Source organism: Geodermatophilus sp. URMC 61 (assembly GCF_052931555.1).
This window is the reverse complement of the sequence record NZ_JBRFHZ010000002.1, coordinates 1,639,718-1,654,986: the sequence shown is the minus strand read 5'-3', so window position 1 is coordinate 1,654,986 and position 15,269 is coordinate 1,639,718. Positions and strand designations below refer to the sequence as shown.

13 protein-coding genes are annotated in these 15,269 nt (G+C 72.6%); 8 read left to right on the top strand and 5 right to left on the bottom strand.

Annotated features, from left to right (window positions below; all coding sequences use genetic code 11):
* Nucleotides 1-55: 55 nt before the first annotated feature.
* The gene (locus ACU610_RS07715) at nt 56-1,537 is read right to left on the bottom strand and encodes a hypothetical protein (RefSeq protein WP_446767116.1); all 1,482 of its coding nucleotides are present in this window, start codon (nt 1,535-1,537) and stop codon (nt 56-58) included.
* Nucleotides 1,538-1,698: 161 nt separating this feature from the next.
* On the opposite strand from ACU610_RS07715, the gene ACU610_RS07710 reads away from it, so the two are divergent.
* Complete coding sequence (locus tag ACU610_RS07710; protein ID WP_446767115.1) at nt 1,699-2,424, top strand: esterase family protein; 726 nt, start codon at nt 1,699-1,701, stop codon at nt 2,422-2,424.
* Between the two features lie 90 nt (nt 2,425-2,514).
* Here ACU610_RS07710 and ACU610_RS07705 read toward each other — a convergent pair whose 3' ends face one another.
* Nucleotides 2,515-3,726 carry an ATP-grasp domain-containing protein gene (locus ACU610_RS07705; RefSeq protein WP_446767114.1) on the bottom strand — a complete coding sequence of 404 codons (1,212 nt, stop codon included), beginning with the start codon at nt 3,724-3,726 and terminating at the stop codon, nt 2,515-2,517.
* Between the two features lie 14 nt (nt 3,727-3,740).
* Nucleotides 3,741-4,967: a hypothetical protein gene (locus ACU610_RS07700; protein ID WP_446767113.1), complete on the bottom strand. Its 1,227-nt coding sequence runs from the start codon at nt 4,965-4,967 to the stop codon at nt 3,741-3,743.
* Between the two features lie 97 nt (nt 4,968-5,064).
* On the opposite strand from ACU610_RS07700, the gene ACU610_RS07695 reads away from it, so the two are divergent.
* The 4 genes from ACU610_RS07695 (at nt 5,065) to ACU610_RS07680 (ending at nt 9,411) form a co-directional block, all read left to right on the top strand.
* Entirely contained in the window at nt 5,065-6,288 is a 1,224-nt protein-coding gene (locus tag ACU610_RS07695) for an ATP-grasp domain-containing protein (protein ID WP_446767112.1), read from the top strand.
* A 10-nt stretch (nt 6,289-6,298) separates the two neighbouring features.
* A complete protein-coding gene (locus ACU610_RS07690; protein ID WP_446767111.1) occupies nt 6,299-7,225 on the top strand; it encodes a hypothetical protein in 927 nt (308 codons plus the stop codon).
* The gene (locus ACU610_RS07685) at nt 7,222-8,391 is read left to right on the top strand and encodes an alpha/beta hydrolase-fold protein (RefSeq protein WP_446767110.1); all 1,170 of its coding nucleotides are present in this window, start codon (nt 7,222-7,224) and stop codon (nt 8,389-8,391) included. Before ACU610_RS07690 ends, ACU610_RS07685 begins: the two co-directional genes overlap by 4 nt.
* Before the next feature lie 405 nt (nt 8,392-8,796).
* Complete coding sequence (locus ACU610_RS07680) at nt 8,797-9,411, top strand: universal stress protein (RefSeq protein ID WP_446767109.1); 615 nt, start codon at nt 8,797-8,799, stop codon at nt 9,409-9,411.
* Between the two features lie 291 nt (nt 9,412-9,702).
* On the opposite strand, the gene ACU610_RS07675 is transcribed toward ACU610_RS07680, so the two are convergent.
* Together ACU610_RS07675 and ACU610_RS07670 are read right to left on the bottom strand one after the other, a co-directional pair.
* Nucleotides 9,703-10,692: an endonuclease/exonuclease/phosphatase family protein gene (locus ACU610_RS07675; protein ID WP_446767108.1), complete on the bottom strand. Its 990-nt coding sequence runs from the start codon at nt 10,690-10,692 to the stop codon at nt 9,703-9,705.
* A 29-nt stretch (nt 10,693-10,721) separates the two neighbouring features.
* Complete coding sequence (locus ACU610_RS07670) at nt 10,722-11,723, bottom strand: hypothetical protein (protein WP_446767107.1); 1,002 nt, start codon at nt 11,721-11,723, stop codon at nt 10,722-10,724.
* 876 nt (nt 11,724-12,599) lie between these two features.
* Between ACU610_RS07670 and ACU610_RS07665 the strand changes: the two genes are divergently transcribed.
* From ACU610_RS07665 to ACU610_RS07655, 3 genes are all read left to right on the top strand, one after another.
* Nucleotides 12,600-13,100, top strand: a complete 501-nt coding sequence (locus tag ACU610_RS07665) for a phosphohydrolase (RefSeq protein WP_446767106.1) — start codon at nt 12,600-12,602, stop codon at nt 13,098-13,100.
* Nucleotides 13,101-13,296: 196 nt separating this feature from the next.
* Nucleotides 13,297-14,166, top strand: coding sequence for a patatin-like phospholipase family protein (locus tag ACU610_RS07660; RefSeq protein WP_446767105.1), 870 nt, complete (start codon nt 13,297-13,299; stop codon nt 14,164-14,166).
* 1 nt (nt 14,167) lies between these two features.
* Nucleotides 14,168-15,268, top strand: coding sequence for a lysophospholipid acyltransferase family protein (locus ACU610_RS07655; RefSeq protein ID WP_446767104.1), 1,101 nt, complete (start codon nt 14,168-14,170; stop codon nt 15,266-15,268).
* Nucleotide 15,269 lies beyond the last annotated feature (1 nt).

Below are 15,269 nucleotides of genomic sequence, written 5' to 3'. Positions count from 1 at the left end.
CCGTCCAGGGCACCGCCCCGCGCTTGCGAGGGGTGGAGAGAACGGGGTCCTTCGACTAGTCGACCGGCCAGCTGTCGACCGGCTCGTTGGCGTGCATGAGCTCGCTGTAGCGCCGCAGCATCTCGCGCAGGGAGTCGCGCCGGTCCAGGGGCCTGCGCTGCTCGTCGATCCGCCGGAAGGTCTCCACCTGCCACTCCGCTCCGTTGCGGTAGGTGGTGCACCGGCGCTCGATCGCGCCGAGCAGGCGGTCGCTGACCGCGGAGTCGACCCCCCACTCGGCCAGCCCCTGCTGGGCGAGCGGGAGCAGACGGCGGAGCACGAGCTCGGTCACCGGCACGGTGCCGAGGCCCGGCCAGTACAGGTGCGCGTTGATGCCGTTGCGGGCACCCGCGAGGAAGTTGTCCTCGGCGGTGGTGAACGACATCTGGGACCACACCGGCCGGTCCTGCGCGGCCAGCACCCGCAGCAGCCCGTAGTAGAAGGCGCCGTTGGCGAACACGTCGACGACGCTGGGGCCGGCCGGCAGCACCCGGTTCTCGACCCGTAGGTGCGGTCGTCCCTGGTGGATGTCGTACACCGGGCGGTTCCAGCGGTAGATGGTGCCGTTGTGCATCCGCAGCTCGCTCAGCCGGGGCACGTCCCCGCGGTCGAGGACGGCCACCGGGTCCTCGTCGTCGCAGACCGGCAGCAGGGCGGGGAAGTAGGTGACGTTCTCCTCGAAGTGGTCGAAGACCGAGGTGATGAACCGCTCGCCGAACCACACCCGCGGCCGGACCCCCTGCGCCTTCAGTTCCTGCGGCCGGGTGTCGGTGGCCTGCTCGAACAGCGCGATGCGGGTCTCGCGCCAGAGCTCCTTGCCGAACAGGAACGGCGAGTTGGCCCCCAGCGCCAGCTGCACCCCGGCGATGCACTGCGCGGCGTTCCAGTGCGCCGCGTACTCCTGCGGGCTGACCTGGAGGTGGAACTGCGTGCTGGTGCAGGCCGCCTCGGGCGCGATGGTGTCGGCGTGCACGTCCAGTCGCTCGGGGCCGTCGATCGCGATGTGCAGGTCCTCTCCGCGCGCGGCGAAGATCTGCTCGTTGATGAGCGCGTAGCGCGGGTGGGCGGTGATCGCGGCCTCGGTCAGGTCCTCCGGCCTCAGCGTCGGCAGCGCACCGATCATCACGATGTGCGCGCCGATCGCCCGGGCCCGGACGTCGGCCTCGTTCAGGCTCGCCCGCAGCTCTGCCTCGAGCTCCTCGGCCGCCCGCCCCGCGAGCGAGCTGGGGCGCACGTTGATCTCGATGTTGAACTGGCCCATCTCGGCCTGGAACACCTCGTCGGCGATCGCGGCGAGGACCTCCTCGTTGCGCATCGCCGGGTCCTGCTGCGCGTCGACCAGGTTGAACTCGATCTCCATGCCCGTGAGCGGCCGGTCGAACTCGAACTGCGACTCGTTGAGCATCCGGCCGAAGACGTCGAGGCAGCGGCGCAGCTTCTCGCGGTACCGCTGGCGGTCCGCGCGGGAGAAGCTCCGGGCCTCGACCTTCTCGCCCACGACAGCCACCTCCACTTGGTGCCCCTGTGCGGCCAGGTTGGCACAGAACCGGCCGCGCGACACACCGAGACAGCCCGGCGCCGCGGACCCGGCCTCGGTGTTGTCGGACCGGCACGACGGGGTCAGGATGGCCGGCGCCGAGCCGCGGGTAAGGGGACGACGTGAAGGCGACCGACAGCTGGTACTCCGAACGGCTGGAGCAGCCCATCGGCATGGCCCGGTGGGGCCACTACGGCGCGCCGGTCCTGGTGTTCCCGACCGCGGGCGGGGACGCGGAGGAGATCGAGCGCAACGGGCTGGTCGACGCCTGCCGGCCGCTCATCGAGGGCGGCCGGGTCAAGCTCTACTCCTGCGACAGCGTCGCGGGCCGGGCGATGGTGGCGAAGGCCGGGTCACCCGAGTACCGGATGTGGCTGGCCAACCAGTTCCACCACTGCGTCCTGCACGAGGTCGTGCCGGCCATCCGGACCGACCTCGGCGGGGACCGGTCACCGATCGTCGCCGCGGGTGCGTCCATCGGGGCCTTCAACGCGGTGGCGGTCCTGTGCCGCTTCCCCGACGTGTTCCGCGCGGCGATCGGCATGAGCGGCACCTACCGGCTGCAGCGCTTCTTCGACGGTGCGTTCTCGCACGACCTGTTCCTCGCCTCGCCGGTGGACTTCGTGCCGGGCCTGGACGGCGACCGGCTCGACGCGCTGCGGCAGCGCTTCGTCGTCCTCGCCTCCGGGCAGGGCGCGTGGGAGGACGTCGGCGAGTCGTGGGCCGTGGCGGACGTGCTCGGCCGCAAGGGCGTGCCCAACCGGGTGGATGCGTGGGGGCAGGAGTGGCCGCACGAGTGGCCGACCTGGCGGCGGATGCTCCCGCAGTACCTCGACGAGCTCTGCTAGGCGGGCCCCCTGCAGGGTCCCGCCGCGGCCTCGTCCAGGGCACCGCCCTGAGCCTGCGAGGGGTGGGGAGGACGGGGTCCTCCTCCTCGTTCAGGCGGCGTAGAGCTGGAAGTCCCGGGCGAACGCCTCGGTCATCTCGATGACCTGCTGCAGCTCCGGGTGCCGGACGACGACCATCCCGTCCCCGGTCACCGTCGAGCGCCAGTCCCGCCGCGGCGCCCCGACGGGCAGCAGGTCGAGCAGCGCGACGTGCTCTCCGTAGCGGGCCAGCAGGTCGTCGAGGCCCTCGGCGTGCGTGATCCGGCCGGTGCCACGGGCCCGCTTGAAGACGGAGCCCGCGTTGTACCGGTGCTCCAGCGGCTCCATCGATCCGTGGACCACCGCCTGCGCCCAGCCGACGTAGGTGTCGCCGTCGGTCGCGAGGTTCATGACGTCGACGACACGGGCGCCGGGCGGACGCGCCCCGATCTCGCCGAACACGGCCTCGCCGTCGGCCTTGAGGTACCACTCCATGTGCGTGAAGCCGGAGCGGAAACCCAGCGCCTCCAGCACCGCCGTCCCCATCCGCCGGCCACCGGCCAGGTCGGGCACCGACAGGTCGCGGAGGGAGATCGAGACCGGGCTCACCCACTCGTGCATGCGCATCTGCAGCGGCCGGGGCCGGTACCACAGCACGTGCTCGAACAGGATCCGGCCGTCGGCGCAGATGGTGTCGAACGTGAACTCCTCGCCGTCGACGAACTCCTCCACGCTGACCTCCGGTACGTGCCGCATCAGCGGCAGGACCTCGCTGAGCTCCTGCTGGGAGTCCACCCGGTAGGTGTCCGCGGACCCGGCGCCGGCGATGGGCTTGACGACGAGGGGGAACCCGACCTTCTCGGCGGCCTCCCACACCTCGGCCACGGTCCGTGCCCTGACGTGCCACGGTGTCCGGATGCCGGCCCCGTCGAGGACCTGCTTCATCCGCTCCTTGTCGCGGAAGGGCACGGTCTGCTCGACCGTCATGCCGGGCAGCCCGAACGCCTCCCGGATGCGTGCCGCCAGGAGCATGTACGGCTCCCAGAGGCACTCGACCCGGTCGATCGCGACGTGCCGGCCGAGCCCGTGCAGCGCCCGCAGCACCGCGTCGCCGTCGGCGAGGTCCACGTGCTCGTAGTGCGCCAGTGACGAGCGGGCCGCCTCCGGCAGCGCGTCGGGGGACTGGTCGCCGACCCCGATGACCCGGGCCCCGACGGTGGCGAGCGCCCGGGTGAAGTAGGCCATCTCGGCCGGGTAGCCGGGGGAGAGCATGACGACGTCCACGTGGGTCCTCCCTCTCAACCCTCGGCCAGCTCGACGCGGATCCCGCTGACGATCCGGTGCAGCGCGTCCTCCACCACCGCGGTGTCGGGATCGCGCACCATGACGTACCCCTCACCCAGGTAGTCCGCTCCCGCCGGCTGGCCCGCCTGGGGGAGCCGCGCCTCCACCACCAGGTGCCCGATCTTCTGGAGGACGGCGTCGACGCCGTGCACCGCGCGCACCCGGCCGCGTCCCATGCCGCGGAGGTAGGCCGTCCCGGCCGCGAACCTGCGCTCCGGCACGTCGAAGCGGCCGAGGATCACCAGCTCGGTCCACGCTCGGAAGAGGTCGAAGTCGTGCACGTGTCCGTGCATCGAGGTCAGCTGCGCCCCGGGCGGCCGCGCGGCCACCTCCGAGACGGCGACCGAGCCGTCGGGCCGGGCGAACCACTCCATGTGCGTGAGCGCATCGGTGACGCCCAGCGCCTTGAGCGCCGCCGGCCCCCACCGGTGGATGCCCTCGTACCGCGGGCCGGTGATGTCGCGGGGCAGCACGACCGTCCACTGGATCCACGGGTTGCGCAGGACCTCCAGTGGCGGCGGCCGGTAGTCCGCGATCGACGACCACACGGTCGACCCGCCGAGGGTGACGCTGTCGAAGGTGTGCTCCTCGCCGGTGAGGAACTCCTCGAGCAGCGCGGGGGAGTCCGCACCCACCGGCACGGCCGCCAGCCAGCTCCGGAGCATGGCGCCGTCGTCCAACCGGAACGTCGACTGCGCTCCCGCCCCCGCCGGCGGCTTGGCGACCAGCGGGAACCCGACCTGGTCGGCGAAGGCCGTGGCCGCACCGGGGCTGCGCACGAGGGCGTGCCGGGCGCACGGTATCCCGGCGGCCTGCAACGTCTCCTTCATCGGCGACTTGTCGCGCACGTTGCGCGCGGTCCGTACGTCCATGCCGTCGATGCCGAGCGACTCACGGACCTGCGCCAGCGGTACCTGCAGCTGCTCGAGGGCGCCCACGAGCCGCTCCACGCGGCCCAGCTGCCCCGCGAGGCCGGTCACGGCCCAGGCCAGCTGCCGCGGGTCGAGGGCGTCGTCCACCCGCCAGTGACCGGCCAGATGCCGGCGCAGGTCCGGGGGGATCCGTTCCACGGGCTCGCTGGTGACCAGGCCGAGTCGGACGTCCGGCAGCTGCGCGGCGACGGACACGAATCGCGCCGTGGCCTCGAGCAGGTACGGCGCGACGAAGGCGGCGACGACCATGGCGGGACGCTACGCCCGGGGCACGATGTGCACGAACGGTCGAGCCGGTCGCTCCGCGAGGCAGCGCGGGATCCGAGCAGTGCCTAGGCTCCCCGGCATGAACGTGGTCTTCGTCGACCCGGGGTTCCCGCCGACGCAGCGCCACTTCGTGCGGGCCCTCACGGAGGTCGGTGCCACGGTGATCGGCATCGGTGACCGTCCGATGGAGTGGATGGACGACGAGCTGCGATCGTGGATGACGCACTACCACGTCGTCCCCAGCGTCACGGACGTCGGCGTGATGACCGACGCCGTCCGCTGGATCCAGGACCGGCTCTGGGTCGACCGGCTCGAGGCGACGATCGAGGCGCACACCCTGGCCGCCGCCCAGGTGCGGGAGAACTGCACGATCCCCGGCACGTCGGTGCGCACGGCGTGGCTGTGCCGGGACAAGCCGTCGATGAAGGAGGCGCTGCGGGCCGCCGGCGTGCCGACGGCTGCCTCCACCGGGGCCTCCACCGCCGACGAGGTGCGCGACTTCGCCCGGGCGGTGGGCTACCCGCTGATCCTCAAGCCGCGGACCGGCGCCGGGGCGCTCGACACCACCCGGGTCGACGACGACGCCGGACTCGAGGCCGCGCTGGAGGTGTTCGGCGCGCAGCAGGTCGACTCCATCGCCGTCGAGGAGTTCGTCGAGGGGCACGAGGGCTTCTACGACACGCTGTCGGTCGACGGCAGGCCTGCGATCGACTTCGTGTCGCACTACTTCCCGAACGTGCTCGAGGCGATGCGGACCCGGTGGATCTCGCCGCAGTTCGTGGCCACCAACCGGATCGATTCGGTGGCGGACTACCAGGAGCTGCGCGACCTGGGCCGGCAGGTCAACGAGGCGCTCGGCATCGGGACCAGCGCCACGCACATGGAGTGGTTCTTCGGGCCCAAGGGCCTGAGGTTCAGCGAGATCGGCTGCCGGCCGCCCGGAGTGGGCGCCTGGGACCTCTACTCCGCCGCGAACGACCTCGACATCTACCGGCAGTGGGCCGACTCGGTCGTCCACGGGCAGATCTGGGGACAGCCGTCCCGGCGGTACTCGGCCGGCATCGTGGCGCTGCGACCGGAGCAGGACGGCACCATCTCCGGCTACTCGGGAGTGGAGGAGATCCAGAGCCGGCACGCGGAGTGGGTGCTGGACGCGCACCTGCCCCCGCCGGGAACGGCGACCCAGCCGGTGGCGGCCGGGTACATGGCCAACGCGTACGTCCGCATGCGGCATCCGGACTTCGACACGCTGCGCGGCATGCTCGACGACGTCGGGCGCACCGTGCACGTCCACGCGAACTGACGCCGCCACAGTGAGTCCCTCCGTCACACTGCTCGGGCCGCAGCGACGGCCGACCCTGCAGCGTGTCCTGCCCGCGCTGGGGGTCGAGGGGCCGGTCGCGATGGTGAACGCCGGCTGGCAGGAGCGCGAGTCGGACGACGCCGAGCTCGCCGCTCTGGCCGGCGGTCGGGCGGTGAACCTGCGGCTGTTCGCCCGCTGGATGGAGGTGCTCCGGGCCGATCCCGAGTACGCCGCGGCCGAGCGCGAACACCGGCTGGTGCTCGACGAGCTCCAGCAGCTCTACCTGATCCGGCTGGATCACGCGCTGCAGGCCGTGTACGCGGTGGCCGCGCGACCCGGCGGGCACGAGAACACGCAGGCCATGGCCATGGAGGACGCGCTCGCCGCGGTGCGGCTGCTCGACGCGACGCACCTCGCCCGGGTCGGGGAGCTGCACGACGCGTTCTACGGCCGGTGGCGGCCGGAGGAGCGCGCTGCGATCGCCGGGCACCGCGAGGAGGTCCGCCGGTTGTTGGCGACGGCGGAGTGCCTCGTCGTCGCCGGTGGGCACGTCGGGGACCTGCTCCGCGTGCTGCACCTGTTCCACCTCGCGCCGCACCTGCCGCCGCGGGTGGTGGCGTGGTCCGCGGGGGCGATGGCGCTGACCGCCCGCGTCGTGCTGTTCCACGACCGGGCGGCGCAGGGGGCCTCGCTGACCGAGGTCTTCGACGCGGGGATCGGCGTGGTCCCCGGGCTCGTCGTCCTGCCCCATGCCCGGCGGCGGCTCAGGACCGACGACCAGCTCCGGATGTCGGTGCTGGCCCGGCGGCTCGCGCCGGCCACCTGCCTGGTCCTGGACGACGGCGTGCGGGTCGACCTCGGCCCGGACGCATCACTGCCGCCCGGGGCCCGGGTGATCGATCCGGACGGGCGGATCACCGAGGGGACGGCGGCATGACGACGGCCCGGGCGCGGACGGGTGCCGGACGGCTGGCCATCAACCGGCTCAAGTCCGCGAAGCCACTCGACGCCGGGGCGGTCGACCGGTTCCTCGCCCGACGTGCGGTCCCGGTGGTCGAGGGCTCGCGCTGCACCTTCCTGTGGCGGGGCGAGGCCGACGAGGCGTGGATCTGCCAGCGGATCGTCGGGCTGCCCGACCGGATCCCGATGCGCCGGCTGCACGACACCGACCTGTGGTACCTGGTGCTCGAGCTGCCCGAGGGCTCGCGCGTCGAGTACCAGATCGAGATCCGGCGCGGCGACCACTACGAGCGGTTCAACGACCCGCTCAACGAGAAGCGGTCGCACAGCCCGGTGGGCTCGTCGTCCGTCTGCTTCGGAGCCGACTACGAGACGCCGGACTGGGTCCTCCCGGACCCCGAGGCCCGCCCCGGCGAGCTGAGGGAGATGGCGCTGCGCAGCCGAGCGCTCGGCCGCGACGCGCACGTGACGCTCTACCTGCCGGCCCGGTTCCGGCCGACGGCCTCCTACCCGCTGCTGGTGGTCCACGACGGCGGGGACTTCCTGCAGTACGCGTCGATGAAGTCCGTGCTGGACAACCTGATCCACCGGCTCGACGTCGAGGAGACCGTGGTCGCCTTCACGCACCCGGGGGAGCGGTTGGACGAGTACGCGAACTCCGCGGCGCACTCCCGGTTCCTCGCGCAGGAGCTGCTGCCGGAACTGGAGTCGTCGCTCCCGCTCGTCGGGCAGCCCGCCGGGAGGTGCCTGCTGGGCTCGTCGTTCGGTGGGGTCGCCGCGCTGGCGGCCGCCTATCGATCGCCCGGCACGTACGGGTCGCTGATCCTGATGTCCGGGTCGTTCGTGTTCACCGACATCGGCAGCGACCACGGCGGCGGGCCGCTCTTCGATCCGGTCGTGAAGTTCGTGAACCGGTTCCGGGCCAAGCCCCGCTGCGTCGCCGACCGGATCTTCATGTCCTGCGGCGTCTACGAGCAGCTGATCGTGCCGAACCGGTCGATGGTGCACGTGTTCGAGAACGCCGGCATGCAGGTCCGCTACGTCGAGGCCAGGGACGGCCACTCGTGGGAGAACTGGCGGGACCGACTGCGGGACGCCCTCTCCTGGGTCTATCCCGGCCCGCAGAAGCTCTACTACGAGTGACCGGGCGACGACATGGCCGCGACGGAGGCCCGCGGCCGTGTCGGCGTCGACGAGGAGGTGGCGGGCCCCGCGGCCGGTCGACCAGCGGGAAGACGCGGTCGGCCACACGGCTGACGGGCGGTGGACGCTGAGCGCTCGTCGCGGCGGCCGGTACTCGCCTCGAGCATCGTCGGACGGCGGCCTGACACGCCGGAGCCGGCGACCCTCCCACGATGATCACCGAGCGCCGTTGGCCCTGTCGAGACGCGCCCCAGCGGAGGATCGTGAGTCCCATGACGATGCGCTGGACTGGGAGGGGACCGGCGTCCGCGGTCGCGCCCGCGTGGAGGTGGTGACCGGCCCGGGAAGCCTCGCGCAGGGAGCCGGGCAGGTGCCGGAACGGTGGTGTCGGACCGAGGAGGTGGCGTGGTGCACGACGAGGAGGAATCCCTGTACGTCGACGTGCCGCACAGCGAACCCGCGGTGATGTCTGGGCCCCGGGTCGTGGTAGCGGTCGACGGCTCGGCGGGCTCGAAGGCGGCGCTGAGGTTCGGACTCGAGGACGCGGCACGGCGCGGCGTGCCGGTCGAGGCGGTCATCGCCTACCGGGTGCCGGAGTTGTGGGCGGACTACAACGTGATCGGTTCACCCGAGCTGGAACGACTTCGCGACACCCTGCGGAGCCAGCACGAGGACAAGGTCCGCGCCGTGGTCGACGAGGTCTCCCGCGGGTTGGCCGGTCCGCTGCCCGACGCACAGGCCCGCGCCGCGGAGGGCTCGCCGGCAGACGTGCTCATCCGTGAGTCGCACGGCGCGGACCTGCTGGTCGTGGGCAGCCGTGGGCACGGCGGCTTCCACACCATGCTGCTCGGCTCGACGAGCATCCAGTGTGTGATGCACGCCACCTGTCCGGTCACCGTGGTGCACTCGACCGAGGCCCGCAGCCACCGGCTGCGTCTGCACCGGGAGCGGCAGGACGAGCAACCCGATGAGCGACGGGACGGGGTCGACTCGCTGTCCCAGACGAGGCCGCTGCGCTGAGCTCGTCGTCCGACCCCTGGCCTGCAGTGCGCGGCTGGGGCGCGAGGCCGGGGGTCGCTCCGCCGCGCTGCCCGAGGGCTGGACGGAGGTGGACGTGCCACGGGGCTCCAGGAGCCCCGACAGCAGCACGCCCCGGGCTCCTGACCTGCAGGACCACCGGGTGCGAGTGTGTCCGAGGGGCGATCCGGTGGACCTGCACACGGCTCCGGTCGGAACCTGGAGGTGGCTCCGCGGCGACCACCCGGCGAGGTCAGGGCGCCGGAGGCCGCTGGGCCCGATGGGAGCTGCCTCCTACGGGTCCTGCCAGGTCGTCGTGGGGGAGCACGCCTCCCGGTCGCACGGTGGTCGGGACCCACCGTGACCGGCGTGTGCGGTCATGGCACCCCGCAGCGGATCGTGGTCGGAGACGCTGGACGTCGTGGCGTCACCCTCCTCGATCGGGTCCACGTGTCGTCGGTCACCGAAGACGTAGTCGAGCTTGGCGAGAGCGTAGGTGTCCTCGTCGTAGACGCCGTCGCCGCCCGGGCGGTAGCGATCCACCTCGGACATCGCCCCGGATCCCCGGTAGCAGCGAGTGACACCGGCCCCGAAGCGGCCGTGGTACCACCTGCGCAGGCCGTTCCCGACCTCGACGTTGCCGCACTGCCGGACGTCGAGGTTGAAGTCGCCGCCGACCACCACGGTGTGGTCGGCGGCGACCCATCCATCTACCAGGCGGGCCGCCGTGGTGGCCTGGGACGCCGCCGTGGCCTGCGAGGTGGCCGTCAGGTGTGTCGTACAGGTGCGCAGCGGGATGGTGACCCGCACGTCGATGCAGAGCAGTGTCCGGCGCTCGCCGCTCACCTCCACGCCGAGCACGTGGGTCGAGGTGGCGTCCAGCACGTCGCTGCGAGCCAGCACGGCGATCCCCCAGGTGTGGTCGACCGACTGGCAGCGAGGGTCGGTGGTCGTGTAGGTGGAGTGGAAGTGGGAGACCCACCCCGGTGGGAGCGATCCGACGACCATGTCGAAGGTCGAGCGGCACATCTCCTGCAGTGTCACCACGTTCGGGGACCACGGCGAGGCGGTGATGCTCCGGGCGATGGCGCTCGCCCGTTGGGTGGGGGTCACGTCGCAGGCGGCGTTCCCCCGCCCGAACTGGTCGCAGGCGTTGAAGTCCCACACCAGCAGCCGAGCGGATGCCGCTGCTGCCGGCACAGGGGCCAGCAGGGTGATCCCCATGGCGACGGCCAGTCCGACGGCAAGGGCGCGCCCCCGTCGTCCGGCGGTCAGGATCGGCATGCGGCCCGTCCTCGGCAGGTCACCGGCCCTCATCGATAGCTGCACGAGGCGACGGAGATGCCGGCGCCCGCGGGCGCGATCGACGCGATCCGGCTCGGCCCTCGCGCACGATCCCAGGCGACCAGCTCCGACTTGCCGGGGCCTTCCTCGGGGCCTGGGGCTGCGATGCCCAGCAGGCGACTGCCGTCGGCGCTGAGCGGTGCGAAGTCCTGGGCGAAGCCCTCGTCGAGCGTCGTCCGTCCGCTCGTGACGTCGACGCGGAGGGTCCGGAATCGGGCCGGGTCCTCCGCCGTGTCGGTCGGCCGCTGGTGCCGGATCGCGGCGAGGACCGTCGTCCCGTCGGCCGACCAGTCGACGTCGGACACGAAGTCCGTTCCCTGCGCCGTGTGGACGACGGTGTCCGCGTTGGTCACCCGGTCGCGGATGCGCAGGGTGTTCACGACCGTGCCGCGCTCCACCTCGACCGCGAGGACGTAGGCCACTCGACTGCCGTCCGGGTTGAGCGCCACCTCGGTGACGGCACTGAAGAGGTTCGGATCGACGTCGGCGGCGCGCGACAGCGGGGCTTCGACCTCCAGCGAGGTCAGGTCCACGACCGTGACGCTGTTGACGTCGAGCCCCGTGTCGGGGTGGGGCTCGACCGTGTGCGCCGCCGCGAGGTGGCGGCCGTCGCCGGAGATCCCCAGGTCGACGGTCCCGGGTAGCTCGGCGACCTCGGTGACCTGGCCGGTGAGGACGTCCAGACGTTCGATGACCCCGGGCGTCTCGAGGGCATCGCCGAACACGCGGCCGCTGCTGCGCAGGTGGTACACGGCGCGCCCGTCGGGACTCATGACAGCGCCCAGGTGGACGCCGTCGTCGGTCAACTGCCGGGTGCCGTCGTCCAGGGTCAGGGCCCAGGTGTCGTAGCCCGTGGCAGCCGGGCTGTCCGCCGGCGTGGGGCTCGGGGTCTGACCGGTGAACACCCCGATGACCGAGCCGGCCCCGGGACAGCTCTGCAGGTCGGTCAACGACGCAACCGGGGCGTCCACGGACCGGGCGCACCCCGACAGCACGGTGACCAGCAGTGCGAGTGATGCCGCGGCGGTCCGCGGCGGTGTGGGTCTGCCTCCGGAGATCACCGATCGTGCCCCCTACAGGGACGTCCAGTGAGACCTGCGGGCCCACGGTACGGAGCCCGGCACGTGGGCGGGAGAGGCTCGGACACGCCGTGGTCCGCCCCTGTGCCGACGTCGGCACCGTCGCGACTGGCCGGCGCACGCGCCCGGGGTCCCGCCGCCGCGGTGAGGACGGTCTGAACGGGGACTGCTCGTGTGCTCCGCCGGGTCGGCGCCGGGGATGACGCTCTGTTGCTGGGCCGCGTTGAGAAGTAGTCAGACCCGGCGATAGGGTGGGAACTCACCACGGAGACTTCGTGGAGGGCATCCCAACCGACGGCGCCCCGCCATGACCTGACCGAGTCGCAGTGGGCGATCGAGGGCATCCGACCCCGGATCCTCCCCGGCCGGAGCGGTACGGCAGCCGGCAGACGATCGACCGACTGTTCCGTCGCTGGCGGCTGGGCGGCGATCCCCACCGGACTGCAGTCAGTCGGAGCCGAGGCCGGGTTGATCGACTGGACGGTGCGGTGGACTCCACGATCGCCGGGACCCGTCGGCACGTCGCCGGCGCCCGCTGCCATGTCGATGGCGGTGGAGCCGCGACGCCTCCTGGCGCCCACAGCCGAGCTCACGTACGCGAGCAGCGGGGGTGTCCTCATCGAGCGCCGGCCGGCCTCGCGCGGGTCCGCGGCGATCCGGGGCACCGCGCTGTCACGAACTCGGAGACCTCGTCGAGCTCCCGCTACTCCTGCACCATCGCCCCTCCCGGAGAGGCGACGTCTTCATGCCCTGAGGGGGAGCCCACCCGTGCTGTTCACCGTTGCCTCCGCCCACCTCCTCGCCATGGAGGCACACGAAGGCCAGGTCGACGAGCTAGGTCGTGACTACTACCTGTACCAGCTGGTGCCGATCGCCGATGCGGCCCGTCCCTACGGGAAGCGGGCTGAGATGGTCGCGGTCCTGCACCACATCATCGAGGTCACCCGCGACCGGCCCGACCCGGCCCGCCGCTACGACCTGGACCGGCTGCGCGCCCTCGACGTCCCTGAGGAGGTCGTCCGGGCGATCGACGCGATCACCCGGCGCCCCGGCGAGCCCTACCTGGGCGGCTTCATCCAACGCGCCGCCGCCGACCGGCTCGGCCGTCTGATCGAGCTGATCGAGAACAAGCGTCACCTCGACGAGAACGAGCACCTGGCCGAGACGGACCCGAACAAGGCGCGCAGCCTGCGGGAAGGCCGGTTCCTCCCGGCCCGGCGGATCCTGCTGAAGGCTGAAGCCGCCTACGAGCCCCGCATCCTGGCCTGACCCCGTACCGCCGTGCACGGCACGACCGGGCCGGCGGCGACCGGGATCGGCACGAGAGGCGAGCCGGACGGTAGCGCTGCGACCTGCAACCGCCCCGGCGGGGAGAGGCCCACCCGGCGACGGCCGTCGTGCTGCGGTCGTGCTGGGCGTCACGTCGAGCTGCTCGCGTCCTGCCGTGGATGACACGATGCGGGCCATGGCCTCGCCAGGGATGCCGGCCGGCACGGGCGGCACGGCCTTCGTGCTCGGTGGCGGGGGAGTGCTCGGCGCGGCCGAGGTCGGGATGCTGCAGGCGCTGTTCGAGCACGGCGTCCGACCCGACCTGGTCGTGGGCACGTCGGTGGGCGCGATCAACGGCGCGCTCGTCGCCGCCGACCCGGCGCCGAGCGCGGTGGACCGGTTGCGCGCCGTGTGGGAGGAGCTGGCCTCCGAGCAGATCTTCACCGGGTCCGTGCTGGCGCGCCTGGGCACCCTGGTGCGGACCCGCACCCACCTGCACCCGCGCGAGCCGCTGCGGGACCTGCTCGAGGCCCACCTGCCGGTGCAGACCTTCGCCGAGCTGCGGGTGCCGTTCCAGTGCGTCGCGGCCAGCATCGAGCGGGCTGCCGAGCACTGGTTCACCGAGGGTGCGCTGGTCGAGGCGGTGCTCGCCTCCTGCGCGGTCCCCGGCTTGCTGCCGGCGGTCGAGCTCGACGGCGAGCACTACCTGGACGGAGGCCTGGTGCACAGCATCCCGGTCGGCCGGGCGGTCGCACTGGGTGCCGACACGATCTTCGTGCTGCACGTCGGGCGGATCGACCGTCCGCTGCGCCCGCCGACCCGACCGTGGGAGGTCGGGTTGGTCGCCTTCGAGATCGCCCGCCGGCACCGGTTCGCCGCAGACCTGGCCGCGCTGCCGTCGGGTGTCACGTTGCACCTGCTGCCCTCGGGTGACCCGGCTCCACCGGGAGCCGGCAACCTGCGGTACCGCGACTTCTCCGGCGTGTCCGCCCGGATCGACCAGGCCTACGTCGCAGCCCGCGACTACCTGGACCGCAGTGGCGCACCTCGGGACGGGGTGGTCTGACGTGCTGCCCCCACGCCACGTGCGACGGGTCACCGGTCCGCTCCTCGTCGGTGCGCTGGTGGCCGCGGTCGTCCTGCTGCCCGCGCTCGTGGTCGTGGCGGTGGTCGCCTCTGTCTTCCTGCCCGGCCGGCTGCGTGCGCTGCGGCTGCTGGCCTTGGCGCTCGTGTACCTCGCGCTGGAGGTGGCCGGGCTCGCGGTCGCGGCGGTCCTGTGGGTGCTCAGCGGGTTCGGTCGCCGGTTGGCCACCCCCGCGTCCCGGGCGGCCCACTACACCGTGCTGCGCCTGCTGCTCGACACGCTGATGCGGGTGGCGCAGCGGCTGTTCGCGCTGCGGCTGGTCACCGACGGCGCGTCCTGGTCGCCACTGGACGACGGGACACCCGGCTCGACCAACGCCATGGTGGTGCTCTCCCGCCACGCCGGTCCGGGCGACTCGTTCCTGCTCGTGCACACGCTGATGAACCGCGACCACCTGCGCCAGCCGCGGATCGTGCTCAAGGACGTGCTGCAGCTGGACCCGTTGATCGACGTCTACCTCAACCGGCTGCCCAACCACTTCGTCCCGGCCGGACCGTCCGCGGGGAACGGCTCGGAGGCGGCGATCGCCGACCTGGCCCGCGACCTGGGCGAGGAGGACGCCCTGCTGATCTTCCCCGAGGGCGCGAACTTCACCCCGCGGCGCCGGACCCGGGCCATCCAGCGGTTGCGCGACCGTGGCCTGCTGACGGCGGTGCGCCGGGCGGAGGCGATGCGGCACCTGCTGCCGCCGCGTCCGGGCGGGGTCGTCGCGGCGCTGCGCGCAGCCCCGCACGCCGACGTCGTCCTCGTCGCGCACACCGGGCTGGAACACCTGAGCACGGTCCGCGACCTGTGGCGGAGCCTGCCCATGGACAAGACCCTGCACCTGCGCTGGTGGTTCATCCCGGCCGCGGAGGTGCCGCGGGACGAGACGCAGTTGACCGACTGGCTGTACCGGTGGTGGGAGACGATCGACGCCTGGATCACCACCACCGCGGCAGCTCAGCGGGCGCAGGACGTCCGTGGGACCGGCGTGCCGGACGTGTCCGATCCGACCAGTGCGCCCAGCAGCGAGCAGCCGTAGA

Bases quoted from the DNA above. Each gene is read 5' to 3' on its own strand.
- ACU610_RS07695 (WP_446767112.1), top strand. From the start codon at position 5,065: ATGAACGTGGTCTTCGTCGACCCGGGGTTCCCGCCGACGCAGCGCCAC.
- ACU610_RS07700 (WP_446767113.1), bottom strand. From the start codon at position 4,967: ATGGTCGTCGCCGCCTTCGTCGCGCCGTACCTGCTCGAGGCCACGGCG.
- ACU610_RS07660 (WP_446767105.1), top strand. From the start codon at position 13,297: ATGGCCTCGCCAGGGATGCCGGCCGGCACGGGCGGCACGGCCTTCGTG.
- ACU610_RS07685 (WP_446767110.1), top strand. From the start codon at position 7,222: ATGACGACGGCCCGGGCGCGGACGGGTGCCGGACGGCTGGCCATCAAC.
- ACU610_RS07675 (WP_446767108.1), bottom strand. From the start codon at position 10,692: ATGCCGATCCTGACCGCCGGACGACGGGGGCGCGCCCTTGCCGTCGGA.